At 61.0% G+C, this 22380-nt stretch carries 25 protein-coding genes; 11 read left to right on the forward strand and 14 right to left on the reverse strand.

Annotated features, from left to right (window positions below):
* Positions 1-2: 2 nt before the first annotated feature.
* Positions 3-1016 (reverse strand): suppressor of fused domain protein, encoded by a 1014-nt coding sequence (locus QP968_RS05450; RefSeq protein ID WP_284855392.1) that lies wholly within the window; start codon positions 1014-1016, stop codon positions 3-5.
* 154 nt (positions 1017-1170) lie between these two features.
* On the opposite strand from QP968_RS05450, the gene QP968_RS05455 reads away from it, so the two are divergent.
* Complete coding sequence (locus QP968_RS05455; protein WP_284855393.1) at positions 1171-2028, forward strand: Bax inhibitor-1/YccA family protein; 858 nt, start codon at positions 1171-1173, stop codon at positions 2026-2028.
* Between the two features lie 444 nt (positions 2029-2472).
* Here QP968_RS05455 and QP968_RS05460 read toward each other — a convergent pair whose 3' ends face one another.
* The 3 genes from QP968_RS05460 to QP968_RS05470 all read right to left on the reverse strand — a co-directional run bounded on the left by QP968_RS05460 (position 2473) and on the right by QP968_RS05470 (position 4131).
* Positions 2473-2967, reverse strand: a complete 495-nt coding sequence (locus QP968_RS05460) for a hypothetical protein (protein ID WP_284855394.1) — start codon at positions 2965-2967, stop codon at positions 2473-2475.
* A 59-nt stretch (positions 2968-3026) separates the two neighbouring features.
* Positions 3027-3548 carry a transcription elongation factor GreA gene (greA, locus tag QP968_RS05465; RefSeq protein WP_284855395.1) on the reverse strand — a complete coding sequence of 174 codons (522 nt, stop codon included), beginning with the start codon at positions 3546-3548 and terminating at the stop codon, positions 3027-3029.
* 97 nt (positions 3549-3645) lie between these two features.
* Positions 3646-4131: a DUF4307 domain-containing protein gene (locus QP968_RS05470; protein ID WP_284855396.1), complete on the reverse strand. Its 486-nt coding sequence runs from the start codon at positions 4129-4131 to the stop codon at positions 3646-3648.
* Positions 4132-4205: 74 nt separating this feature from the next.
* Between QP968_RS05470 and mca the strand changes: the two genes are divergently transcribed.
* The 3 genes from mca to QP968_RS05485 are packed head-to-tail and all read left to right on the forward strand — an operon-like array spanning position 4206 to position 6180.
* The gene (gene mca / locus QP968_RS05475) at positions 4206-5072 is read left to right on the forward strand and encodes a mycothiol conjugate amidase Mca (protein ID WP_284855397.1); all 867 of its coding nucleotides are present in this window, start codon (positions 4206-4208) and stop codon (positions 5070-5072) included.
* A gap of 13 nt (positions 5073-5085) precedes the next feature.
* Complete coding sequence (locus tag QP968_RS05480) at positions 5086-5376, forward strand: hypothetical protein (RefSeq protein ID WP_284855398.1); 291 nt, start codon at positions 5086-5088, stop codon at positions 5374-5376.
* Between the two features lie 33 nt (positions 5377-5409).
* Positions 5410-6180: an isoprenyl transferase gene (locus QP968_RS05485; protein ID WP_502870009.1), complete on the forward strand. Its 771-nt coding sequence runs from the start codon at positions 5410-5412 to the stop codon at positions 6178-6180.
* Positions 6181-6197: 17 nt separating this feature from the next.
* Here QP968_RS05485 and coaA read toward each other — a convergent pair whose 3' ends face one another.
* Positions 6198-7124, reverse strand: a complete 927-nt coding sequence (gene coaA / locus QP968_RS05490; RefSeq protein WP_284855399.1) for a type I pantothenate kinase — start codon at positions 7122-7124, stop codon at positions 6198-6200.
* A 157-nt stretch (positions 7125-7281) separates the two neighbouring features.
* On the opposite strand from coaA, the gene glyA reads away from it, so the two are divergent.
* On the forward strand, positions 7282-8571 hold the full coding sequence (glyA, locus tag QP968_RS05495; protein WP_284855400.1) for a serine hydroxymethyltransferase: 1290 nt from the start codon (positions 7282-7284) through the stop codon (positions 8569-8571).
* A 12-nt stretch (positions 8572-8583) separates the two neighbouring features.
* On the opposite strand, the gene QP968_RS05500 is transcribed toward glyA, so the two are convergent.
* Genes QP968_RS05500 through QP968_RS05515 form a run of 4 tightly spaced genes read right to left on the reverse strand, consistent with a single transcriptional unit; the run spans position 8584 to position 11533 of the window.
* Positions 8584-9318 carry an amino acid ABC transporter ATP-binding protein gene (locus tag QP968_RS05500; protein WP_284855401.1) on the reverse strand — a complete coding sequence of 245 codons (735 nt, stop codon included), beginning with the start codon at positions 9316-9318 and terminating at the stop codon, positions 8584-8586.
* Entirely contained in the window at positions 9319-9990 is a 672-nt protein-coding gene (locus tag QP968_RS05505) for an amino acid ABC transporter permease (RefSeq protein ID WP_284855402.1), read from the reverse strand.
* Positions 9980-10633, reverse strand: coding sequence for an amino acid ABC transporter permease (locus tag QP968_RS05510; RefSeq protein WP_284855403.1), 654 nt, complete (start codon positions 10631-10633; stop codon positions 9980-9982). The genes QP968_RS05505 and QP968_RS05510 overlap by 11 nt, the downstream gene beginning before the upstream one ends.
* A 3-nt stretch (positions 10634-10636) precedes the next feature.
* Positions 10637-11533: a transporter substrate-binding domain-containing protein gene (locus QP968_RS05515; protein WP_284855404.1), complete on the reverse strand. Its 897-nt coding sequence runs from the start codon at positions 11531-11533 to the stop codon at positions 10637-10639.
* Positions 11534-11695: 162 nt separating this feature from the next.
* On the opposite strand from QP968_RS05515, the gene QP968_RS05520 reads away from it, so the two are divergent.
* Positions 11696-12583, forward strand: a complete 888-nt coding sequence (locus tag QP968_RS05520; RefSeq protein WP_284855405.1) for an HtaA domain-containing protein — start codon at positions 11696-11698, stop codon at positions 12581-12583.
* A 19-nt stretch (positions 12584-12602) separates the two neighbouring features.
* Here QP968_RS05520 and QP968_RS05525 read toward each other — a convergent pair whose 3' ends face one another.
* Positions 12603-12974, reverse strand: a complete 372-nt coding sequence (locus tag QP968_RS05525; RefSeq protein ID WP_284855406.1) for a DUF5997 family protein — start codon at positions 12972-12974, stop codon at positions 12603-12605.
* Between the two features lie 22 nt (positions 12975-12996).
* On the opposite strand from QP968_RS05525, the gene QP968_RS05530 reads away from it, so the two are divergent.
* The 4 genes from QP968_RS05530 (at position 12997) to QP968_RS05545 (ending at position 16285) form a co-directional block, all read left to right on the forward strand.
* Positions 12997-13677 carry a type 2 periplasmic-binding domain-containing protein gene (locus tag QP968_RS05530; RefSeq protein WP_284855407.1) on the forward strand — a complete coding sequence of 227 codons (681 nt, stop codon included), beginning with the start codon at positions 12997-12999 and terminating at the stop codon, positions 13675-13677.
* A gap of 41 nt (positions 13678-13718) precedes the next feature.
* Positions 13719-14222, forward strand: a complete 504-nt coding sequence (locus QP968_RS05535) for an LGFP repeat-containing protein (RefSeq protein ID WP_284855408.1) — start codon at positions 13719-13721, stop codon at positions 14220-14222.
* 130 nt (positions 14223-14352) lie between these two features.
* On the forward strand, positions 14353-15696 hold the full coding sequence (phoH2, locus tag QP968_RS05540) for an RNA 5'-3' helicase PhoH2 (RefSeq protein ID WP_284855409.1): 1344 nt from the start codon (positions 14353-14355) through the stop codon (positions 15694-15696).
* A gap of 43 nt (positions 15697-15739) precedes the next feature.
* Complete coding sequence (locus QP968_RS05545; RefSeq protein ID WP_284855410.1) at positions 15740-16285, forward strand: GNAT family N-acetyltransferase; 546 nt, start codon at positions 15740-15742, stop codon at positions 16283-16285.
* A gap of 4 nt (positions 16286-16289) precedes the next feature.
* On the opposite strand, the gene QP968_RS05550 is transcribed toward QP968_RS05545, so the two are convergent.
* The 3 genes from QP968_RS05550 to QP968_RS05560 all read right to left on the reverse strand — a co-directional run bounded on the left by QP968_RS05550 (position 16290) and on the right by QP968_RS05560 (position 19941).
* Positions 16290-17822 (reverse strand): MDR family MFS transporter, encoded by a 1533-nt coding sequence (locus QP968_RS05550; protein ID WP_284855411.1) that lies wholly within the window; start codon positions 17820-17822, stop codon positions 16290-16292.
* On the reverse strand, positions 17816-18427 hold the full coding sequence (locus QP968_RS05555; RefSeq protein ID WP_284855412.1) for a TetR/AcrR family transcriptional regulator: 612 nt from the start codon (positions 18425-18427) through the stop codon (positions 17816-17818). The genes QP968_RS05550 and QP968_RS05555 overlap by 7 nt, the downstream gene beginning before the upstream one ends.
* Before the next feature lie 113 nt (positions 18428-18540).
* Positions 18541-19941, reverse strand: coding sequence for a class II fumarate hydratase (locus QP968_RS05560; RefSeq protein WP_284855413.1), 1401 nt, complete (start codon positions 19939-19941; stop codon positions 18541-18543).
* Between the two features lie 222 nt (positions 19942-20163).
* Here QP968_RS05560 and QP968_RS05565 point away from each other — a divergent pair, with 222 nt between their 5' ends.
* Entirely contained in the window at positions 20164-21243 is a 1080-nt protein-coding gene (locus QP968_RS05565) for an HNH endonuclease signature motif containing protein (RefSeq protein ID WP_284855414.1), read from the forward strand.
* Between the two features lie 78 nt (positions 21244-21321).
* On the opposite strand, the gene glpX is transcribed toward QP968_RS05565, so the two are convergent.
* Positions 21322-22329, reverse strand: coding sequence for a class II fructose-bisphosphatase (gene glpX / locus QP968_RS05570; RefSeq protein WP_284855415.1), 1008 nt, complete (start codon positions 22327-22329; stop codon positions 21322-21324).
* Positions 22330-22380 lie beyond the last annotated feature (51 nt).

Genomic DNA, 22380 nt, shown 5'->3' on the forward strand with positions numbered 1-22380 from the left:
AGTTAACGCGTGGGGTCAATAACGTGAAATTCCAGCGGCGCAGTGGTCATCCGGTACGTGCCTGGCACAGTGTCGAGCACGGCCAACATCTCGTGGCATGCCTTTTCAGTCAAGGTGACGCTCAGATGTGGTGGCTCCGCAGCTACTCTGCGCCGACGGTTCTCTTGAATGGCCGGCTGGTAGTTCACGGTCGTCTCCGCCGCGGTGGGGTCGGGGATGAAGCGCGCCCACGCCGCATCGCTTACCACTGCGAAATCACGTCCATAAGGAAAACGCCACCGTGCCGCCCGCAGCAGGTGCGCGGCAGCATGAACAGTCATATCAATACGGCCCGAAGGATCAACATCGAAATAGCTCGACGACACCACGCTTATCCGCGACCCCTCAACCGCCCGCTGGGTGGTCAGCTGGGCGTGGAGGGGAGCGTCGATAAGCATGCTCTGGCGCTGTGGGGCGGTGAGGCCAAGCGGATCGACCTGCATGAGCGCGGCGACAAATTTTGCCGGATCCCACGTGAGCGCGGCATCGAGCTCATCGGCCGTGACTCCAACGGCGGTGGTGAAACTGATCCGACCCGTTGGCGCATCATTGAGTGGCAACTCCGGGTCAGCCGCGAACAGGAAACCTGTTAGTTGGGCTCCCTCGCACACCGGTTTGTGGAGGTCAATGTAATGACCTGGCTCAAAAGGGGCGCGTACCGTGAGCGCGCGCAGCAGGTCCGCGGGCCAACTGGGCGGCGTGCCTGACTCCGCTTCGGCCGGCACACGCAAAGTGAGTTCTGTCTGAGTGCCCGCCACCGGCAGGGAGGAATTCGTCCGCGACATCCCGTAGGTGACGTAGAGAAAATAGGGGACAGGTGATGTGCGGTGGTACACGAGCACCGCGACTTTCTCCGTGAAATCCAGCTCACCGTGCACGGCAACCGGTGCACCACAGATAGCGGCCAGATAATCACGCAGATGCTCCCCACCGGTGCGGCGCCGGTTTTTGCCGAACAACCCGCCACGAAGATCCATGCCCCATAGTTTAGGCCGGTCAACGTAGTTGTGAGAAAAAGCTTGCCCACGTGGGAACGAAACGGCGGGGTGAGTCGTTGGACTATATGATCGGTGCTTACTGCAATCTTGTGAGTAACCGCATGGAGTTACCAATAGAAAGGATCGTCGGAGCGTGAAATCCTCCAACCCCGTTTTGACTCATCTACCCGCTTTCCAGCAGCAGGCCACCCACGGCCAGCCGATGGGCGGTCAGCAGACCCCTTATTCTCAGAACCCCTACGGTCAGCAGGCATACGACCAACATCCCTACGGCGCGCCTGCAGCATTTCCTGCTCAGACCGCTGAGCGTCCCATTACTGTCGATGACATTGTGACCAAGACCGGCATCACGCTGGCCGTCATCGTGGCCTTCGCGCTGGTCAACTTCGGTGTTGGCATGGTGAACCCCGGTGTGGCCATGGCCCTCACCTTCGTGGGCGCTATCGGCGGCCTGATTACCGTGCTGGTGCACGCTTTTGGCCGCAAGTACGGCTCGGCCGTTGTCACACTGATCTACGCGGCGTTTGAAGGTCTCTTCGTCGGTGGTTTCTCCATGCTGGTCTCCGGCTGGATGGTGGGCAGTGCTGATGCTGGTGCCCTCATCCTGCAGGCCGTGATGGGCACCGTCGGTGTGTTCGCCGGCATGCTCTTCGTGTACAAGACCGGCGCCATCCGCGTCACCCCGAAGTTCACCCGCATCATGACTGGCTGCATTATCGGTGTCCTGGTGCTTGCGCTGGGCAACCTGCTGCTCTTCGTGTTCACCGGCATGTCCCCGCTGCGTGACGGTGGCCCACTGGCCATCGTCTTCTCCCTCGTCTGCATCGGTCTGGCTGCCATGAGCTTCCTCACCGACTTTGACGTGGCGGACAAACTGGTGCGCTCCGGTGCCCCGGCCAAGATGGCGTGGGGCGTTGCCCTCGGCCTGGCTGTGACCCTGGTGTGGCTCTACACCGAAATCCTGCGCCTGCTGTCCTACTTCAGGGACTAGCTCCCGGCCTCAGGGCTCCATAGAGCTTCCCGGCCCGCTGCGCGTACTCACGTACCGTGTGGCGGGCCGGTTCTTTTGTGCGCCCACAATGGCGCGGGAGCGAAACATGCCTGCGCACTAAACCCGCAAACCGTGATAAATGAATTGCAATGAATGAACTGCAATAAACGAATTCAAATAAACCAGGTCGTGGTTGGTGTGATTGTGAATCGGGGAAGGCCCCACCTGGTTTATTTGAAAACGTTTATTGGGGTTTGCTTTTCACCAAGGGGGCAACCGAGTTTTAGCAACCCCTCCCAAGCCCAGCGATGCAACGCACCAGACGCGCACCCTTTTGTGCGCTTAACCCGCTTAACCCTTTTTGTTCCCCGGCAGGAGAAAACCCCCGGGACCATGCAGTTCTGAACTGGTCCCAGGGGTGAAACAAACGGTGCTGAGAAGCTTTTAGTAGTCCGTCTGCGGGTTGACGTTCACGCCATCGATGGTGACGTTGCCGAACACGAGGGTGCCGTCAACCTCCTTCGGAGCGGACAGGGTGATCTGTGCGTTGGCCACCGGGTCCTTGCCCTCGCGGGTGCGGGTGGCAATGCCGTGGGCGATCTCCTCGGTCCACTCTTCCCACACGATGTTTTCTGCGAAGTCGTTCTGGTCCTTGCAGTTCAGCACGATGCGGGTTGGCTGGTACTGGGCGTTGCCGTTGCAGTCGTTGTAGTACGGAGTGTCTTCCTGAGACATTGCCGCGGTGGTGTCTGTTGCGGTGGTGGAGGTGGTGGTTGCCTCCGACGAATCGCCAGGCAGGGAGTCCGGGTTCTGGCTGGTGGCGGTGTCGACCTTGTGGTCGGAGTCCTGCTCGTTCGGCGGGGAGCATGCAGCCAGGCCGAGGGCGGTGGCAGCAGCGAAAGCGGTGATGGCAACCTTGCGGGAAGTGCTGGTAGTCACGTCAAAAATCCTTAAATGACAAAGTAGTGGGGGATATTCACGTTGTTGTTTCCGTGCGCCTACTTAGCGCGCGGGGTCTTAGCCTTAACCGAATCATACGGGTTAGCAGACACGATGGTGACCGAAATCTCGCGGCCGTTCGGGGCCGTGTAGGTGCGGGTTTCGCCTTCGCGGGCGCCCAGCACGGCAGCGCCGAGGGGGGACTGCTCGGAGTAGGTCTCGAGGTGCTCGTTGTCGATGGAGGCGGCGCGGGTACCGATGAGGAAGGTCTCCTTGTCGTCCTCATCGCCGTTGTAGTACACGTGCAGCACGGAACCGACGAGGGCCACACCATCAACAACATCGGCGCGCTCAGTGGTGGAGTTGGCCAGCAGCTCGGAAATCTGCTTGATACGGGCTTCTTCCTGGTCCTGCTGCTCGCGGGCTGCGTCGTAGCCGGCGTTCTCCTTGAGGTCGCCCTCTTCGCGACGTTCGTTGATCTCCGCGGCGATGACAGGACGGTTGTCAATGAGCTGCTGCAGCTCGGCCTCAAGCTTGGCCTTCATTTCCGGGGTGATGTATTGCTGCTGGGTTTCAGCCATGGATTGAACCCTCGTTTCCGTTAGATATCTCGGCTTTAGTCGTTAGGGCATATTAGCACAGCTAGGGCCCGTGCTTTTCTGCGATCCCCGCCCCACCTCATCGCGCCTCCGGATGCTCCGCAGCCGGGTCGAGGTACGGCGGCAGAGTGGAGGCGCAACCGTAGACACCGCCGTTGACGGGAAGGTCATTGACAGGGATGTCTACGTGCATGCGCTGGATGCGCTCCCCGCCAGCGGGGATGACAATTTCGCGGCGGCCAATTTCGGCCATGTCGTAGTTCAGGGAGGTGATGATGCAGTAGGAAGGTTCCGCCATGGTGTCTTCCTTGCGCTCCACGTCGAACCAGACACGGGAGGTGGTGTCATCGACCCGTTCGTGGGAGATGAGGGTGGCAGAAATGGGCTGCTCTTGGCGCTGCATCACGTAGCGGCCAAGCATGACCACGATGAGGGTAACGAGGATGATGCTGATGATGGCCACAACCTTGCCCGCCACACCACTCGTTTGGGGTTGAGGCTTCTCGCCGTAGCGTGCCGCCGGACGTGAGGTGGTGCTGGGGGTTGGGTTCGATGCGGTGCTCATCGTGCTCCTTTACTACTATTGTCTGCCAGTCAACATTATCCCTTAACCATTTCCAACAAGAGGTGGAGTACCACGTGACGGGCTATCGCTTACTGGCCATCCATGCGCATCCGGATGATGAGGCGTCGAAAGGCGCAGCGGCGATGGCGCGGTACGCGCACGAAGGTAACCGCGTCAAAGTGCTCACCTGCACTGGGGGAGAGCGCGGGGACATCCTCAACCCGGGTATGGATCGCCCAGGGGTGATGGAACGGATCACGGAGATCCGTAAGGAAGAAATGGCGGAGGCTGCGCGCGTGCTGGGGGTGGAGCATGAGTGGCTGGGCTACGTCGATTCCGGTCTGCCCGAAGGTGACCCGCTGCCGCCGCTGTCGGAGGGGTGCTTCGCGCTGGAGGACCCCCAGGAAGTGGCTAAGCGTGTGGTGGCGGTGATCCGTGAGTTCAAGCCCCACGTGATCATTACTTACGACGAAAACGGTGGCTACCCGCACCCCGACCACATCATGGTGCACAACGTCTCCATGATCGCGTGGGAGGAAGCCGGCAACCCAGACTATGCGCCAGAGGCCGGTGAGCCGTGGATCCCGCAGAAGCTGTACTACACCCACGGGTTTGTTCCGCAGCGCATGCGTCTGCTCCATGATCACTTGTTTGGACAGGGCAAAGACAGCCCTTATGAGCCGATGCTGAAGCGGTTTGAGGAGAATAATTCGGACATCATGCAGCGGGTGACCACGCAGGTGGAATGCGGTGATTTCTTCCCGCACCGTTCCGCTGCCCTGCGTGCTCATGCCACGCAGATTGACCCGGATGGTCCCTTCTTGGTCTCCCCGCCAGAGGTGCAGGCGAAGCTGTGGCCGACAGAAGAATTTGAGTTAGCTCAAACCCGCGTGCGCGTCAGTCTGCCGGAGACTGATCTGTTCACCGGCGTGGAAAAGTGAGAGAGTGGTGTATATGACCCTGGATACCGCAACCAACCTGTTTTACTGGGCACAGCAGATGAATAAGGATGCTCCGATTGGCCCCGAGTTTGGCAAGGCTGAACCCATCGGCGCCCTCATCGTTGTTGCCTTGGCAGTGGTGGTGCTGTCTATCGGGTGGGCGTTCTACCGCCGCTACACCCGTTTTAACCGTCGCCGCGCATTTGCTGAGGCGAATGGCCTCGATGTGTTCGACCGTGAGGCGATTGACCGCGCCATGGCCGAACAAGGCGTGCTCGACCGCAGGAAGCAGCGCTTCTTCTAAATCTCTGTCCTGCGCCGGAGTACAGTAGGGGCCGTGGCTATGTTTGACCGACTCCTCTACCCGTTGTACGAACGGCGTTTGAAGCATGAGTTGGCGGGTGTAACTCGCCCGAAGCATATTGCTGTCATGGCAGATGGCAATCGACGTTGGGCGCGCGAAGCCGGGTTCACGGATATTGCTCACGGGCACCGGGTGGGTGCCAAGAAAATCGGGGAACTAGTCAGCTGGTCTGCGGAAATGAACGTGGATGTGGTGACCATCTACCTTCTGTCCACGGAGAATCTCTCCCGCACCGAAGAGGAAGTGCAGCTGCTCTACGACATCATCTCGGGTGTTGTGGACGAATTGTCTAGCGACGATTTTGAGGCCCGCATCCGCCTCGTCGGTCACCTGGAACTGCTGCCGGACAAAGTCTCCGCGCGCATGCAGGCGGCGGCAGCAGCAACAGAAAACAAAGACGGCATCGTGGTCAACATTGCCGTTGGCTATGGTGGCCGCCAAGAAATCGTGGATGCCGTGCAGAATTTCATTCGCGCCAAAGCAGAAGAAGGGGTCACGCTCGAAGAGCTAATCGACGAGGTCTCGGTCGAGTCCCTCTCCGAGCACCTCTACACCTCCGGCCAGCCTGACCCGGACCTGGTCATCCGCACCTCGGGGGAGCAGCGGTTGTCAGGGTTCCTGCTCTGGCAATCCGCCTACTCGGAGATTTGGTTCACGGACACCTATTGGCCGGCGTTCCGCAAAATCGACTTCCTTCGCGCGCTCCGGGATTACTCGCAGAGGTCGAGGAGGTTTGGGAAGTAGGGGCGTCGATAAGCAAGCTACATCTTGCGCATGCGCACGCGCTGCACTGAGTGATCAGCTGATTTTTTGAGAACCAGCGAGGCGCGCACACGGGTGGGCAAAATATTCTCCACGAGGTTGGGCAGGTTAATCGTCTGCCAAATAGCGCGGGCCTCCGCTGCAGCCTGCTCATCCGTGAGCTCCGCGAAACGCGCAAAGTGCGCACCCGGCTCGCGGAACGCCGTGTTTTTGAGCTTGATGAAGCGGTCGATGTACCACCGCTCAATATCCTCGGTGCGCGCATCCACGTAGACGGAGAAATCAAAAAGATCACTCACCATGAGCGTGGGGCCAGTCTGCAAAACGTTGAGCCCCTCCAGAATGAGAATGTCTGGCTGATCGACGATCTGGTACTCACCCTCGATCACGTCATACGCATCATGCGAATACACCGGTGCCTTGACATTCCGGCGCCCAGCCTTGACTTCCGTGACAAAGCGCAACAGATCGCGGCGATGGTAAGACTCCGGAAAACCCTTCCGGTTCATCAAATTGCGGCTCTTGAGCTCATCCGATGAGAGCAAAAACCCGTCGGTGGTGACAAGGTCCACGCGCGGGTGTGATTCCCAGCGCTGCAGGAGCACCTGGAGCACACGCGCCGTCGTGGACTTGCCCACAGCGACTGAACCGGCGATCCCGATAACAAACGGCACATGGCCTGGGTTCTCACCCAAGAATGTCTCCGTCACTGCCGTCAGCTTCTGGCGCGCGCGAATCTGCAAATGGATGAGACGCGACAACGGCAGATAAATATCAGCGACCTCTTTCAGGTCAATGATTTCGCCGATACCGCGGAGTTCCTCCAAATCGGCTTCACTAAGCACCTGTGGCATCTTGGCGCGACGCTCACGCCACGCGTCACGTGGGAAGTCCAAGTAGGGGCTGGGATCAGCTGGTCGCGGCATGGGCACCATTGTTGCACTGTCAGGCGTTGGCCACCCGATTGGGTCCGGCGAGGTGACTTTCTGGGATTTTCTGGCAGTAGATTGAACGCCCCAGCGCGCGGTGGGGCACAATGGTGGGCACGAAACCGTGCAATGCGAAAGGAACAGGTGCAGCCCCATGACGGATGACCTCCGCTACCAAGAGCTCTCCCAGCTCGACCCCGACGTGTACGAGCAGATCCTCGGGGAGGTGGCCCGCCAGCGCAACACCCTCGAGATGATCGCCTCGGAGAACTTTGTTCCCCGCGCCGTGCTGCAGGCACAGGGCTCCGTGCTGACCAACAAGTACGCCGAGGGCTACCCGGGTCGCCGCTACTACGGTGGCTGCGAGAACGTTGACGTCATTGAGGACATCGCCCGTGACCGCGCCAAGGCACTGTTTGGTGCTGAGTACGCCAACGTTCAGCCGCACTCCGGTGCGCAGGCCAACGCTGCTGTGCTCCACGCGCTGATCAAGCCGGGTGACACCATCATGGGTCTCTCCCTGGCACACGGTGGTCACCTGACTCACGGCATGAAGATCAACTTCTCCGGCCGCCTGTACAACGTCGTGGCGTACGAGGTTGACCCGGACACCATGCTCATTGACATGGACAAGGTCCGCGAGCTCGCTCTCGAGCACCGCCCGCAGGTGATCATCGCCGGCTGGTCCGCGTACCCGCGCACCGTTGATTTCGCCGCGTTCCGTGCGATTGCAGACGAAGTGGGGGCCTACCTGTGGACCGACATGGCCCACTTCGCTGGCCTTGTTGCCGCCGGCCTGCACCCGTCGCCGGTGCCGTATTCTGACGTGGTGTCCACCACCATCCACAAGACGCTTGGTGGCCCGCGCTCCGGCATGATCCTGGCGAAGGAAGAGTACGGCAAGGCCCTGAACTCCGCTGTGTTCCCCGGCCAGCAGGGTGGCCCGCTCATGCATGTCGTGGCTGCGAAGGCAACCGCGCTGAAGATCGCCGGCACCCCGGAATTCAAGGACCGCCAGGAGCGCACCCTCGAAGGTGCCCGTATCCTCGCTGAGCGCCTCACCTCCGCGGACTGCAAGGAAGTGGGCGTTGACGTGCTCACCGGCGGAACCGACGTGCACCTTGTCCTGGCTGACCTGCGCAACTCTGAGCTCGACGGCCAGCAGGCAGAAGATCTCCTCCACGCCGTGGGCATCACCGTCAACCGCAACGCCGTGCCGAATGACCCGCGCCCGCCGATGGTCACCTCCGGCCTGCGCATCGGTACCTCCGCACTGGCTACCCGCGGCTTTGACCAGGCTGCGTTCACGGAGACAGCTGACATCATTGGCACCGCTCTCTCACAGGGCAAGAACGCTGACGTTGACTCCCTGCGTGCTCGCGTAACCAAGCTGGCAGAACAGTACCCGCTGTACCCGGGGCTCGAGGAGTGGAAGCTGCTCTAGGGGAAACTGTCCCTAGAACACCAACTGGTCCAGGAAGCGTTGTGCACGCTGTGATGTCGGCGCGGCGAAGAACTCCTCTGGTGGCGCGATTTCTACGATGCGGCCCGCGTCCATGAAGGCGACTCGGTCCGCAACAGCGCGGGCGAACGCCATCTCGTGGGTGACCACAATCATGGTCATGCCGTCCCGGGCGAGGCCGACGACCACGTCGAGGACTTCGCGGACGATTTCGGGGTCGAGGGAGGCAGTGATTTCATCAAGAAGCAATGCCTTCGGCTGCATCATCAGTGCACGCACGATGGCGACGCGCTGCTTCTGCCCACCGGAGAGCTCGCGCGGGCGGGCGTCGGCCTTTTCGGCGAGACCCACGCGTTCGAGCAGCGCCATCGCGCGTTCCCGAGCTTCTGTGAGATCCGCGCCCTTGACCACCTTCGGGGCGAGCAGCAGGTTGTCCATCACCGTCAGGTGTGGGAACAAGTCGTATGACTGAAACACCATGCCCACGTCGGAACGGACGTCCCTGAGCTTGGTCGCCTTGGATGCGACATCGCGTCCGTTGACCAGGATCTGGCCGGAATCCACCGGCTCCAGCCCGTTGACCGTGCGCAAAAGCGTGGACTTGCCGCAGCCGGAGGGGCCGATGATGGCGAGGACTTCGCCGGGGGCGACGGCCACGGAGACGTCGACAAGCGCTTTGTGCCCGTTGGGGTAGGTCTTTGAAACATGCTCGAGCGAGATTAGTGACATCTAGTTCCACCTTTCTTCCAGCTTGCGCGCGGCGAGCGAGATAGGAAAACACACGAGAAAATACAGCAGGAACACCACGCCGTAGATCCACAGGGCAGCGGAGGGGTATTCAAAACGGTTGGCGTCGATGATCTGTTGCGCGACTTTGAGTACCTCCACCACGCCAATCAGCGCGACGAGGGACGTGGTCATGATCATGCGGTTGGTCAGATTGATCGTCGCGGGGAGCAGGCCACGGAGCGCCTGTGGCAGCACGACGTGACGGTACAGCGCGCGTCCCTCAATACCCAGGGCCGTCGCGGAAAGGTATTGGTGTTGCGGCACGGATTCGATGGCTCCGCGCACCAGATCACCCAGTTCAGCCGTGCCCCACACTGTGAACACAATCACCGCCGCAGCACGCGCATCCAGGTTCAACCCCCACGCGCGCGTGGCGTCGAAGTACACGAGAAACAGCAACACCAACTGCGGCATGATGCGCACAAACTGCAGGTAGGTCTGGGTGATGGCGCGCACGATTTTGCTTTTCGACGTCATCACCACCCCCAACACCGTCCCCAACACGATCGACAACCCCATTGACGCCAGTGCGATTTGAATGGATACGCCGAGGCCGTTGAGGAGGCGTTGGAAGTTATTGCCATCGGCGAGGACGTGGAGATCAGAAAACATTCGCACGCACCTTCTTCTCCACCTGACCTGCAATCAGTGATACCGGCAGCAGGATGATCAAATAGAACGTGACCAAAAGCAGCAGAGCCTCGCGCGTTTCGTAGGTCTGGCCGATCTGCTCCTTCGCGGTGTAGACCAGGTCCGGCAACGCGACGATGCTGACCACCGAGGTCTCCTTGATCAGGAAGATGATGTTCGCAGTCATCGCGGGCAAGGCTAATGCGGTTGCCTGTGGCGCAACCACGTGCCGGAGCGCCTGTGTGCGCGACATGCCCAGGCTCAAACTGGACTGCAACTGAATTGGGGCAACGCCCTCAAGTCCGGCGCGGATCGCCTCCGCCATGTACGAGCCACCCAGGAAAGCCAAGCCCACCACGGCGCAGGTTTCACTCTCCAGCACAATGCCCACCTTGGGCAGGCCGAAGTACAAGAAAAACAACTGCACCAGCAGGGGAGTGTTGCGGGACAGTTCGATGTATACCCGTGCGATCTGGCTGAGTACGGGAACCTTGAAAAACCGCACCCCGGCCACCAGTGCGCCGACGATAAATGCCAGCAGAATGCCTTTGGCGGCAACCCTCACTGTGAGGACTGCCGCCGAGGCATAAACCGGGATGTTCTCGGTGATGACCGAAAGATCCATGAGTTAGAGCTGTCCGCCCTCAACGACCAAGTCGTCAGCAGAGACCGCATCGCCGTAGACCGGCTTCAGGGTTTTCTCGTAGGCGTTGTGGAAGAAGTTCTCCTTGCCCAGCTCGACCAGGTTGTTGTTCAGCCACTCACGCAGGTCGTCGTTGCCCTTGGCTACGGCGCCGGCAATGGTGTCGGTGTCGCCCAACGTCGGGATCGTCGCGGAAAAGCCCTCCGTCTGTGCAGCCCACGCTAGAGCCTCGGTGTTGTCGGTGACCCAGGCGTCGCCGCGACCGTCGAGAAGCGCATTTGTCGCTTCCGTGTACTGCTCAAACTTGGTCAGCTTGATCTCCGGGTGGTTCTTCTCCAGGTAGGCCTCCGCGGTCGTGCCCTTGACCACGATCACGTTCTTCCCCTCAAGCCCCTCAACGCTATCAATCGGCGCGTTGTCCGGCGTGACCGCGCCCAGCGACACCTTCATGTACGGGTTGGCGTAATCCACCTTCTCTGCACGCTCTGGGGTCACCGTGAAGTTGGCCAGGATGATGTCGACCTTGTTGGTGTCCAAGAACTCCACGCGGGAAGCGGCCTCCACGGGCACGTATTCGACATCGACGCCCAGATCCTCGCCCAGACGGTTGCCGTATTCGATGTCGTAGCCCGCGTACTCACCGTTGGAATCCACGTAGCCGAACGGGGACTTGTCGGAGAACACGCCGATCTTCACGGAGCCGGACTCCTGAATTGCGGCGACGTTGCGGAAGTCAGCGGAGGGTTCCGCGCCGTTGGCGCTGTCGCTGCTGCCCGCATCGACAGAGCAAGCAGTAAGAGAGACAGCTGCAAGAAGTGCCGCTGCGCCGGCGACAATGCGCTTGCGTGGGGCGCTGGACTTTCGGGATGAAAAGAATGACATGACAGTGAACTTTCTCTCGTGAACAAAACGCGGTTAAACCGCTTGGTTCAGTAAAAGTACACCACTCTGTCTAGTTATGTGAAATGAGGTGTTTGAGCTGGGCTTTGTGATAGGCTCACCGCCAGCAATAAGTCTGACACCTTTCGATTGATTGGAACTCTCATGTCTCGTGCCTTTTTCACCCGTACTCTCCTGGCAGCCGGCACCGCCGCTGCCGTGACCGCCGGCGTGTTTGTTGCCCCGCACGCTGTTGCCCAGGAAACGCCGACCAACGCGGCGGCCCCTGTCCAGGACGCGCCTCAGGAGGGCCTGCTTAAGGCTGGCGACGTGAAGTCCGGCACCGTGTCCTGGCCGATTAAGGCTTCCTTCCTTCGGTACGTCCAGGGGTCCGCCAAGGGGAAGATCACCCTCTCCGAAGGTGTGAGCGCCAAGGAAGAAGCTGGCAAGGCGACAAACTTCAACTTCCCGATTGATGCGGAGAAGTCCCACATCGATGCAAATGGCAATGGCGAACTAGCTCTCTTTGGCAAAATTGAGTTCCTTGCGCATGAGGGTTTGGGTGCGGGCCGTACTTGGGGGATGGACGTGGCTTATTCCAACTTCAAGATCCAGTTGGAAGGCACAAAGGGCTCTATCATCGCCGATTACAAGCTGAAGGGTGCGCTTCCTGACGAAGAGCAGCATGACGAGTCTGTGTCCCAGGCTGTTCTGGCTTCCTTCGATCTGCGCCGTCCGCTGAAGCCTGAGGGGCAGGAGAGCAACACCAGCACCAAGGTCGTTCTGGAGCAAGGGGGTGAGGACTCGCTGCTGAATTACAAGAAGGGTACGAGCCTCGATTCCGTAAACCTCGCGCCGTTCTTTGCCAAGGAGGGTGACAAGCCGGTCGAGCCGAACAAGGCAGAAAGCAAGGTCTACGACTTCACTAAGGGCGCAGGCTTGAACCTCCAGACCTTCATCGGCGTCGGTGTTGTTCTGGCGCTGCTGGCTGTCCTGGGTGCGGTCGGCGCATGGTTCGCCGGCCTGATTCCGGGCGTGCCGGCGCCACGCTAAGGCGTTAAAACACGGGGGGCTAGTCGTCAGCAGGCGCGCTGCCACGCGATTCAGCGTGAATGCGGCGCGCCTCTGACAACCATGCGGGCTGGTTGCTCAGCAGCTCCTTGATCTCAGCGCTGGTCAGGGGCTTGTCCATGTCGTTGTTCTTCAACGCGGTGATGGAGATGCCCAGCTTGCGCGCAACTTCTGGTCGCGGGTGGGGGCCGTTGAGGCGTAGATCGGTCAGCCACTGCGGCGGATTGTCTTGCAGGTCACGCAACTTGGCGTGCGTGATGCCGCCAGCCTGGAATTCAGGCGGGGTGGCGGGCAGGTAGATGCCCAGTTTCTTCGCGGCGGTCGCCGGCTTCATCGCAGTGCTGGACGGGGTGGTTGACGGAGTTTCGCTCATGCCCAAACGGTAGCATCGAGGCATGCTGCGCATTGCTTTTGTCACCGGTACGGAGCCAGGGAAATGGTTCGCGCGCTACCGCGAGACCACAGACCACGGGTTGGAGGAACTGCCGTCGGATGACCCGTTTGCGCTCGTCGAGACCGGTGAGGCAGACCTCGCGCTCATGCGCCTCGATGACCGCATCGGGGAGCCGGGGGAGACCTACCATCGCGTGGGCCTCTACAGCGAGGCACCCGGCGTGGCCGTGCCCAAAGACTCCGTCTTCGCGGAGATGGGGGAGAAGCTCGCGCCACGCGAGTTCGCCGGGGAGATCATCAACTTCACGTACAAGCCAGATTCGCTTATCGACGATCTCCGCTCCGCCCTCCAAGTCGTCGCCGCCAACGTCGGCATCGCGTATGCGCCAGCCCCTTTGCTGAAAGTCCTGTCGAAAAAGCAGGTCGCGGTTGTGGCCCTCACCTCCCAACCGGAGGGTATGGAACAAACAGAAATCGGTTTGGTGTGGAAGATCAGCGCCGATAGCGATGCCATCCAGGACTTCGTCGGCGTGGCTAAGGGGCGGACGCGGAACTCGTCGCGGGCTACTTCGCGGGACGCGAAGAGGAATACGAAGAAGAGCGTGAAGAAGACTGTGCAACAAAAGAAAAGCTCGCAGCAGCGCGGCAGGGGAGCGGTGGGGAGGCGGGGGAGGCGTCGATAAGCTTTTGCATAATGAAAACGTTGAATGAAAGAGGAGAGGCAATGAGGAACTACACGATTGCTGCTACTGCGCTTGCGCTGACTTTTAGTATGGTCGCCTGCTCGAACGAGGAGAACCAGGCAGAGGAACCCACGACGGCGGAGACAACGACCAGCACCGCTGAGGCAAGCAACGACACGGTTGAGCTGACCACCCAGGACGGCACGAAGGTTCTCGTCCCGGCCAAGGCAGCGAACGCCACTGAAACGCTGGGGCTGCGTGATTGGGGTGAGCCCGTCACGGTGGAATCCCGCCAGGACGGCACCACGCTCATCTCTTACGACGGTGGCCAGAACATTGTGTACAACCCCGAGACGGGCCCGGTTGCCCTTGTCGGAGAGATTGCGCGCGTGTGGAAGGAGCACGGTGGCCTCGACGCGGAGATCGGTGTGCCCACGGGGGCAGAGAAGAAGCTTGAAGACGGCACCGGCTGGACCCAAGAATTCCAACACGGCACCATCGAGTGGGTTCAAGAAAATGGGTCTTTTGTGGAGCGTGTGAGCTAGGCGCGGAGGGGCTCGTAACCGGAAATTCATCTTACAGCGATGTAATTTCCACCTGGCTGCCTTAGTGTGACGGGTGCCGGGCACCGAGGAGACCGGTGACGGCTCATGCCAACCGCACTAGGGGAGCTACATGTTGAACCCTCCTGTTACGCAACTAGACACCTTTGAACAACTCACGCCGCCGACGGCGCTGAAAACCTACGTGGTGGACACATCGGTCCTGTTGTCCGACCCGTGGGCACTGCGGAAGTTCGCAGAGCACAGCGTTGTGTTGCCGCTCGTGGTCATCACGGAGCTGGAGAACAAACGCCATCACCCAGAGCTTGGCTGGTACGCCCGCCAAGCTCTTCGTTTTTTGGAGGACCTGCGCGCCGACTATGACCGCCTGGATCAGCCAATGCCGGTGAACGTGGATGGCGGCACGCTGCGCGTGGAGCTGAACCACCAGTCGCAGGAGAATCTGCCGGCGGCGCTGCGGGGGACCGAGAATGACAACCGGATTCTCGCGTGCGCCTACAACTTCCTGCAGGAAGGCAAGGACACCGTTCTGGTGACCAAGGATGTGCCGCTGCGCGTCAAAGCCGGCGCCGTGGGTTTGCCCGCGCAGGAATACCGCGCCCAGGACGTGGTGCTTACCGGGTACACGGGCATGGCTGAGCTGGAGGTCTCCGGGGAAGAGATCGACGAGCTCTACGCCACCGGTTTCGCCGCCGTGGATACCGGGGATCTTCCGGTGCACTGTGGCGTGCGGGTGCAGGCCGGCACGCAGTCGGCGCTGGCACGCGTCGCGCCCAGCGGTGGGTTGCGCCTCGTCCATGGCGACATCGACGCCTTCGGGTTGTCCGGTCGCTCCGCTGAGCAGAGGGTTGCGCTCGATCTGCTTCTCGACGCCTCCGTGGGAATCGTCTCCATCGGCGGCCGCGCCGGCACCGGCAAGTCCGCGTTGGCGCTGTGCGCGGGCCTCGAGTCCGTCCTGGAGCGCGGGGAGCACAAGCGCATCATCGTTTTTCGTCCGCTCTACGCCGTCGGTGGCCAGAACCTGGGCTACCTGCCGGGAGATGAGATGGAGAAGATGAACCCGTGGTCCCAGGCGGTCTACGACACGCTCGAAGGTGTGGTCTCCGACAACGTCATGGAGGAAATCGCCGCGCGCGATCTGCTCGAAGTCTTGCCGCTCACGCACATTAGGGGCCGCTCGCTTCACGACGCTTTCGTGATCGTCGACGAAGCCCAATCCCTCGAACGCAACGTGCTCCTGACCGTCCTGTCCCGTCTGGGCCGCGGTTCGCGTGTTGTTCTCACACACGATGTTGCCCAGCGCGACAACTTGCGCGTGGGGCGGCACGACGGGGTCCAGGCGGTCATCGAGAAGCTGAAGGGAGAGGATCTGTTCGCCCACATCACCCTGACCCGGTCGGAGCGTTCCGCGATCGCAGAACTGGTCACTGACCTCCTCGAAGATCAGGAACACTAGCCAATTTCAGGTTGGGCTCTTTTCTGGTTGTACGATAGGCGCCATGTCTGAACGCGATTTCACCATTCGCCCCATCCGGCCCGAAGACTACCCGCAGGTCCGCGAGATCTACGAGGCAGGCTTGGGTACAGGCCACGCGTCCTATGAAACCGAGGGCCCGACCTGGGCAAAGTTCTCTACGAACAAGATCATTGAGACGGTCTTTGTCGCCACGGAGAAAGACGATGATGATTATGTGTTGGGGTGGGTAGCGGCGGCGCAGGCGTCGTCGAGAAGCGTTTTTCACGGCGTGGTCGAAGACTCGATCTATACCCGTGAGGAAGCCCGCGGACGTGGTGTGTCGGGCGCGCTGCTGGACAAGCTCATTGAGACCTGCAAGGGCCTGAACAAATGGTCCATCCACTCCTGGATCTTCCCGGAGAATGAGGGCTCGGCTGGGCTGCACATCTCCCGTGGCTTCGTCAAAGTGGGCACCTACCACCAGATGGCCAAGATGACCTACGGCGAGATGGCCGGCACCTGGCGCGATACCGATATTTACGAACTGCTGCTGCCCAAGCCCGGCGAGAAGCCCGAGGCTGACAGCTAAGGCGCTAGTCCACCGTTTCTTTCAGCTTGTCCTCCCGCACGGGCAGCAGCACGGCCGCCGCTGCGAGAACCAGTGGGATGAGCAGGAGGAAGATAGGGGTCAAGCCGTCGTTGTAGCTGCTCGCGATGACCTCACGTAGTGGCTCCGGCAGTTTATGAACGGAGCCCGGCGTCAAGGACGCGGCCGCGCCCTCCTGGAACGCCGTGGCATACTGCGCACCGTCGGGTCCCATCGCCGCGAAAGCGGCGGGAAGCCGCTCCGCCATGTTGTTCTGCATGTTGTGAATGAACATCGAGCCTACAACCGACGCACCCACGGACATGCCGATCTGGCGGAAGAAGTTGTTCGCGGCAGTCGCCGTTCCTACAACCGCCAACGGGAACGAGTTCTGCACGATGAGGATGAGCACCTGCATGACAAGGCCCAAGCCGAAGCCGTAGACGAAGATGAACGCACCGAGCGTGCCCAAGCTGGTGTCCACGGTGAGTCGGGAGAGAAGGTAGCAGCCCACCGCCACGATGCACAGGCCGATGATGGGGAACTTCTTGTAGCTCCCGCGGCGTGAAATGAGTGCGCCGGAACCGGTGGAGGTGAGGATCATGCCGCCGACCATGGGGATCATCATGAAACCAGCCTCGGTGGGGCTGAGAGCGTGCACCATCTGCAGGTAGGTGGGCAGGTACGCCATGGCGCTGACCATGGATACGCCGAGCACGACACCGGCTGCGGTCGTGAGCGTCATGTTGCGGTTGTGGAACAGGTGCATGGGCACGAGCGGGTTGCCGGCGCGCAGCTCCACCGCCACGAAGATTGCCGCCGCCACCGCCGACGTAGCCAGCAGCCCCAGAATGGTTGCGGAGGTCCACGGGTACTGCAGCCCGCCCCACGTTGTGGCCAGGATAAGGGTGGAGGTCGCCACAGTGAGCAGTGCAGCGCCCACCCAATCGAAGCGGAACCCTTCCCGACTGCCCTTGGACAAGTGCAGCACCAGCGTGGCCACCGTCATGGCGAGCAGCCCCAGCGGGATGTTCATCCACAAACCCCAGCGCCAGCCCGGTCCGTCCGTGAACCAGCCACCGAGCACTGGCCCCAACACCGAGGAAATACCAAAGACGGCGCCCATGACACCCATGTATTTGCCGCGCTGGCGTGCCGGGACGACCTCAGCGATGATCGCCTGCGAATTGATCATCATGCCGCCCGCACCAAAGCCCTGCACCGCGCGTCCGATGATGAGCATGGTCATCGAGTTAGCAAAGCCACCCAGCGTTGAGCCGACGATGAAGAAGGCGATGCCGGCGATGTAGAACCATTTGCGGCCAAGTCCGTCGCCAAGCTTGCCGTAGATCGGCATCGCGATGGTCATGGTGACCATGAACGCGGAAATCACCCAGCTCATGTGTTCGACGCCGCCGAGTTCGCCCACGATCGTCGGCAAGGCGGAGGCAAAAATCATCTGCCCAAGCGAACTCATCAGCATGGTGATGAGCAGCGCGGCGAACACCAGACCAACGTTGGGTTTTTGTGTGTCTACCATTCGAGTGTCCTTGCGTAGTCAGTGATGAAGGTGGCGGCGTTGCGGACGTTGTCGCGCAAGTCGAGTCCTGGATCGAAAAAACCAGGTTGGAAAGCGGTGATGCTCACCGCGGCCTGAACCAGCTCAATGATGGCCTGGATCTCGGCCTCGACGGGAATCTCAGGGCGTCGCCGATCCGCGGGGAAGCGCGCGAAGTGTTCGGCGAGTGCCTCCCCGATAGCGGTGAGCACCGTACGCCGCCGCGCCAACGCCAGCGTCGCCAGCGTGGGATTCTCAGCGAACATCGCGCGACGTCGCGCGAACGCATCCTGCCTCGCCATCACTCCGTCCGACACACTGCTCGCACTGAGGATCAGGTCAACGAGGTTGTCCGCCTGCGTCTCCGCGATTGTGCGCAGCCCGTCCTCGCACACGGTCAGCGGCGCGGGCCCGAGTACGGCCTCATCCTTGGACTTCATGTAATTAAAAAAGGTCCGCCGCGAAATGCCGGCATCGGCGCAGATGTCCTCGACGGTCACATCATCGAAGCCATGCTTTTCGACGAGCCCCGCCGCACTCTCCGTAATCCTCCGCCGCGTCTCCCGCCGCTTTTCTTCCCAGCCCATGCCCTGGAACTTTACACCCAGTGCAAAGTTTGGCAAAGGGGTAGCGTGCGGGCTGCTTGAGAAAAACACAGACCCTGACAGGGCGTGCCTGCCAGGGTCTGGTTGAGGTGCGCTTAGTTGCGCTCAGTGTGTGCCATTGCCAGCACGTCGAGGCGCTTATCCAGCTCCTCCTCGGTGAGCTTCTCACCGTCAACGAAGCCAAGGTCGATCGTGGCCTGGCGGATGGTGATGCCCTCGGCGACTGCGTGCTTAGCAATCTTCGCTGCGTTCTCGTAACCAATCGCAGAGTTCAGCGGGGTCACGATGGACGGGGAGGACTCAGCCAGGGTGCGCATGCGCTCGATGTTGGGCTCGATCCCGTCGACAAGCCTGGTCGCAAACTGGCGTGCCGTGTTCGCCAGCAGACGGGAGGACTCGAGGACGTTGCGCGCCATCATCGGGATGAACACGTTGAGCTCGAACTGGCCCTGGGTACCACCGAATGCCACAGCCGCGTCATTGCCAATGACCTGTGCGGAGACCTGCGTTGCTGTTTCACACAGAACCGGGTTGACCTTGCCCGGCATGATGGAGGAACCCGGCTGCAGGTCCGGCAGGTGAATCTCTGCCAGGCCAGCGAGTGGGCCGGAACCCATGAGGCGGATGTCGTTGGCGATCTTGTACAGGGAGACGGCAACGGTGCGCATCGCACCGGAGAACTCAACGAGGCCGTCGCGGTTAGCCTGTGCCTCGAAGTGGTTCTTGGCCTCGGACAGCTGCGTCACGCCGGTGAGCTTCACCAGCTCCTCGGTCACCTTGCCGCCGAACTCAGCCGGGGTGTTGATGCCGGTGCCCACAGCGGTACCACCGATCGCGAGCTCGCCCAAGCGGCGCAGGGTTGCCTCCACACGCTCAATACCTAGCTCGATCTGACGGGCGTAACCGGAGAACTCCTGGCCCAGGGTGACCGGGGTTGCGTCCATGAGGTGAGTGCGGCCGGACTTGACCACCTCGTGCCACTCATCAGCCTTCTTAGCCAGGGACTCCTGCAGCACCTTCAGCGCAGGGATGAGGTCGTTCGCTGCAGCTTCCGTTGCTGCCACGTGGGTAGCAGTAGGGAAGGTGTCGTTGGAGGACTGGCCCATGTTCACATCGTCGTTCGGGTGAACCTCAACACCGTTAGCCTTCGCGATGGACGCGATGACCTCATTGGTGTTCATGTTGGAGGATGTGCCCGAGCCGGTCTGGAAAACGTCGATAGGAAATTCGGCGTTGTGCTTGCCATCGGCGATTTCCTTCGCAGCGGCGATGATCGCGTCAGCCTTGGTGGCGTCCAGCTTGCCCAAGTCCTTGTTCACCTGGGCACACGCTGCCTTGAGCAAGCCAAGTGCGCGGATCTGCTGTGCTTCGAGCCCACGGCCGGAGATGGGGAAGTTCTCCACCGCGCGCTGGGTCTGTGCACGCCACAGCGCGTTGACGGGGACCTTCACTTCACCCATGGTGTCGTGTTCAATGCGGTATTCCTGATCAGCCATTGTCATCCTTTGCGGTTAGAACGTTTCCCGGCGCGATTGCGCCAGCTGTCACACTCGCCATTATTCCTGATTTTTGAAAAACCTGGCTGACCCTCGGCCCGATAAAACCCCCAACCTTATTTAGACTGCTGTAGGCCCCCATACGGTTCCATTTTTTCTGAAACTGGGGGACTTCTCACAAACCCTTTACGCAGGGCTTTTGTCGCGGTTACGGTGGCTGGCATGAACTTACTTGCCCGTTTGACGCAGATTCCGCTGGAGGAGCTCCGCGATTTTGATCGCGCGCTGTTCCTCGCGGCGGGGTTGTCGCCTGCCCGCGTGGGGGAGTTGGCGTTGGTGCATTCTGCGTACTTCGGGCAGGGTGCATCGAAACGGACGACGGCAGCCGCGCACGAGGCAGGACTGACGGTGGATCTGCTCGCCCAGATTGAGCGCTGCATCAGTCACGTCAAGCGCAAAGGGGAGCGGGATGGTTACCGTTTCCGCCTCATTCAGGTGGCGGTGGACAAAGCGTCGACGTGCGTGGCACTCGCACGGTACGCGAAGAAGATCGTGCCACAGAAGACCAAACCCCGGACGAAGAGCGCACGGTTTATTGCGCCGGTAGATGGGATCGGTGGCGTGGTCATCATGGGGGATGAGCACGTCATGGCGGACCTGGAGGCGTATACGCGTACAGGCATCAACCCAGATCTGCCCGCTGGCCCGCAGATAGCGGAGGCGTTTGAGAAACTCATGCGTTCGGGGGAGGGGGTTCCGGCCGCCGCGCCATGCCCGCTTATCTTGGTGCCGGCTCCTCACTTGTCGACGATCATCCGCGGCCACGGCGACGACATCATCCTCGGCCTGACCAACGGCACCACCATGACCGGTGCGGACTTTGTGAACAACTACCTCTGCAATGAGGAGTACGGCCTGGAAGCAGCGTTATTCCATCCGACAGAGGGCCCGGTGAATCATTACAGGGGGCGCAGATTAGCAAGCGCGAAGCAACGCGTCTTGGCGAAGGCGACGCAGCCGATCTGCACCCACCCGGACTGCCGGATGCCTGCCGATCACTGCGAAATCCATCACGTGGAACCCTGGCGCTACGGTGGCGAGACGAACATGAATAACCTCGCCGTCCTGTGTAGCTACCACAATCGGGTCAACGACGATGACCCGGAGAAACACGTGCATGGACGCGTCGCAATACGAAGAGGCAGACCCATCTGGGTCTCACCTACGGGGTATGCGCGAAGTAATAAGCGACATCCGTACGGGGCGATGGAGTCCTTATATCCCGAACTCGTACACACGTGAGCCCCTGCTAACACACATGGACCCGGTATGAACCGGGCCCATTGGCATGCCTGAAAACTGGTCAGGCGGTAAAGCGGATTAAGCGGTCGGACCGGAGTAATCAATCACGGAGTACTCGCGCAGCTTGGACAGCTTGTGCAGGGACTCGATGTGACGGACAGTGCCGGACTTGGAGCGCATGACCAACGAACGGGTGGTGGCGCCGTCCGCGCGGTAGGACACGCCGCGGAGCATGTCGCCCTTGGTCACGCCGGTGGCGGCGAAGTAGCAGTTGTCGGAGCTGACCAAGTCGTTGATTCCCAGTACACGATCCAGGTCGTGGCCGGCGGCGAGAACCTTCTCACGCTCCTCGTCGGACTGTGGGGCGAGCATGCCCTGGATCTCACCCTCGATGCACTTCAGCGCGCAGGCGGTGATGACGCCTTCCGGGGTGCCACCGATGCCCATGGCCATGTCGATGGAGTTGTTGTTGCGCGCCGCAGCGATGGCACCAGCAACGTCGCCGTCCATGATGAAACGGACCTTGGCGCCAGCCGCACGGATCTCCTCGACGAGTTGGTTGTGGCGGGGGCGGTCGAGGACGACCACGGTGACGTCGCGAGGCTCAATGCCCTTCGCCTTCGCCACTACCTGGATGTTGTGTGCAACGGGTGCGGTGATGTCGATCTTGCCTGCTGCTTCCGGGCCGACGGCGATCTTGTTCATGTAGAACGCATCGGTCGGGTCGTACATCGTGCCGCGCTCCGCAGCCGCGATGACGGATATGGCGTTCGGGCGACCTTCTGCCATGAGGCGAGTACCGTCAACCGGGTCGACCGCTAGGTCCATGGCTGGGCCGAGCCCGTTACCCACGTTCTCACCGTTGAACAGCATTGGCGCCTCGTCCTTTTCGCCTTCACCAATGATGATGACGCCGTCCATGTTCACGGAGTTGATCATTTGGCGCATGGCGTCCACAGCTGCTCCATCACCCTCATTCTTCTTGCCACGGCCAACCCACCGGCCGGAAGCCAAAGCTGCCGCCTCGGTGACGCGGACGAGCTCCATGGCGAGGTTGCGGTCCGGGGTTTCAGCGGTTGTAGACATCTGTTGTTGCCTCCTGGGGCATGGTTGATGGAGTTTATGAGCGGAAAGCCA

It is taken from the genome of Corynebacterium sp. MSK041 (assembly GCF_030232265.1).
In the GTDB taxonomy this organism is placed as follows: Bacteria; Actinomycetota; Actinomycetes; order Mycobacteriales; family Mycobacteriaceae; genus Corynebacterium.

Coding starts and splice junctions, on each gene's coding strand:
- QP968_RS05450 (WP_284855392.1), bottom strand. CDS start 1,016: ATGGATCTTCGTGGCGGGTTGTTCGGCAAAAACCGGCGCCGCACCGGT.
- greA (WP_284855395.1), bottom strand. CDS start 3,548: ATGGCTGAAACCCAGCAGCAATACATCACCCCGGAAATGAAGGCCAAG.
- QP968_RS05470 (WP_284855396.1), bottom strand. CDS start 4,131: ATGAGCACCGCATCGAACCCAACCCCCAGCACCACCTCACGTCCGGCG.
- QP968_RS05480 (WP_284855398.1), top strand. CDS start 5,086: ATGACCCTGGATACCGCAACCAACCTGTTTTACTGGGCACAGCAGATG.
- coaA (WP_284855399.1), bottom strand. CDS start 7,124: ATGCCGCGACCAGCTGATCCCAGCCCCTACTTGGACTTCCCACGTGAC.
- glyA (WP_284855400.1), top strand. CDS start 7,282: ATGACGGATGACCTCCGCTACCAAGAGCTCTCCCAGCTCGACCCCGAC.
- QP968_RS05500 (WP_284855401.1), bottom strand. CDS start 9,318: ATGTCACTAATCTCGCTCGAGCATGTTTCAAAGACCTACCCCAACGGG.
- QP968_RS05505 (WP_284855402.1), bottom strand. CDS start 9,990: ATGTTTTCTGATCTCCACGTCCTCGCCGATGGCAATAACTTCCAACGC.
- QP968_RS05510 (WP_284855403.1), bottom strand. CDS start 10,633: ATGGATCTTTCGGTCATCACCGAGAACATCCCGGTTTATGCCTCGGCG.
- QP968_RS05515 (WP_284855404.1), bottom strand. CDS start 11,533: ATGTCATTCTTTTCATCCCGAAAGTCCAGCGCCCCACGCAAGCGCATT.
- QP968_RS05520 (WP_284855405.1), top strand. CDS start 11,696: ATGTCTCGTGCCTTTTTCACCCGTACTCTCCTGGCAGCCGGCACCGCC.
- QP968_RS05525 (WP_284855406.1), bottom strand. CDS start 12,974: ATGAGCGAAACTCCGTCAACCACCCCGTCCAGCACTGCGATGAAGCCG.
- QP968_RS05530 (WP_284855407.1), top strand. CDS start 12,997: ATGCTGCGCATTGCTTTTGTCACCGGTACGGAGCCAGGGAAATGGTTC.
- QP968_RS05535 (WP_284855408.1), top strand. CDS start 13,719: ATGAGGAACTACACGATTGCTGCTACTGCGCTTGCGCTGACTTTTAGT.
- phoH2 (WP_284855409.1), top strand. CDS start 14,353: ATGTTGAACCCTCCTGTTACGCAACTAGACACCTTTGAACAACTCACG.
- QP968_RS05545 (WP_284855410.1), top strand. CDS start 15,740: ATGTCTGAACGCGATTTCACCATTCGCCCCATCCGGCCCGAAGACTAC.
- QP968_RS05550 (WP_284855411.1), bottom strand. CDS start 17,822: ATGGTAGACACACAAAAACCCAACGTTGGTCTGGTGTTCGCCGCGCTG.
- QP968_RS05555 (WP_284855412.1), bottom strand. CDS start 18,427: ATGGGCTGGGAAGAAAAGCGGCGGGAGACGCGGCGGAGGATTACGGAG.
- QP968_RS05560 (WP_284855413.1), bottom strand. CDS start 19,941: ATGGCTGATCAGGAATACCGCATTGAACACGACACCATGGGTGAAGTG.
- QP968_RS05565 (WP_284855414.1), top strand. CDS start 20,164: ATGAACTTACTTGCCCGTTTGACGCAGATTCCGCTGGAGGAGCTCCGC.
- glpX (WP_284855415.1), bottom strand. CDS start 22,329: ATGTCTACAACCGCTGAAACCCCGGACCGCAACCTCGCCATGGAGCTC.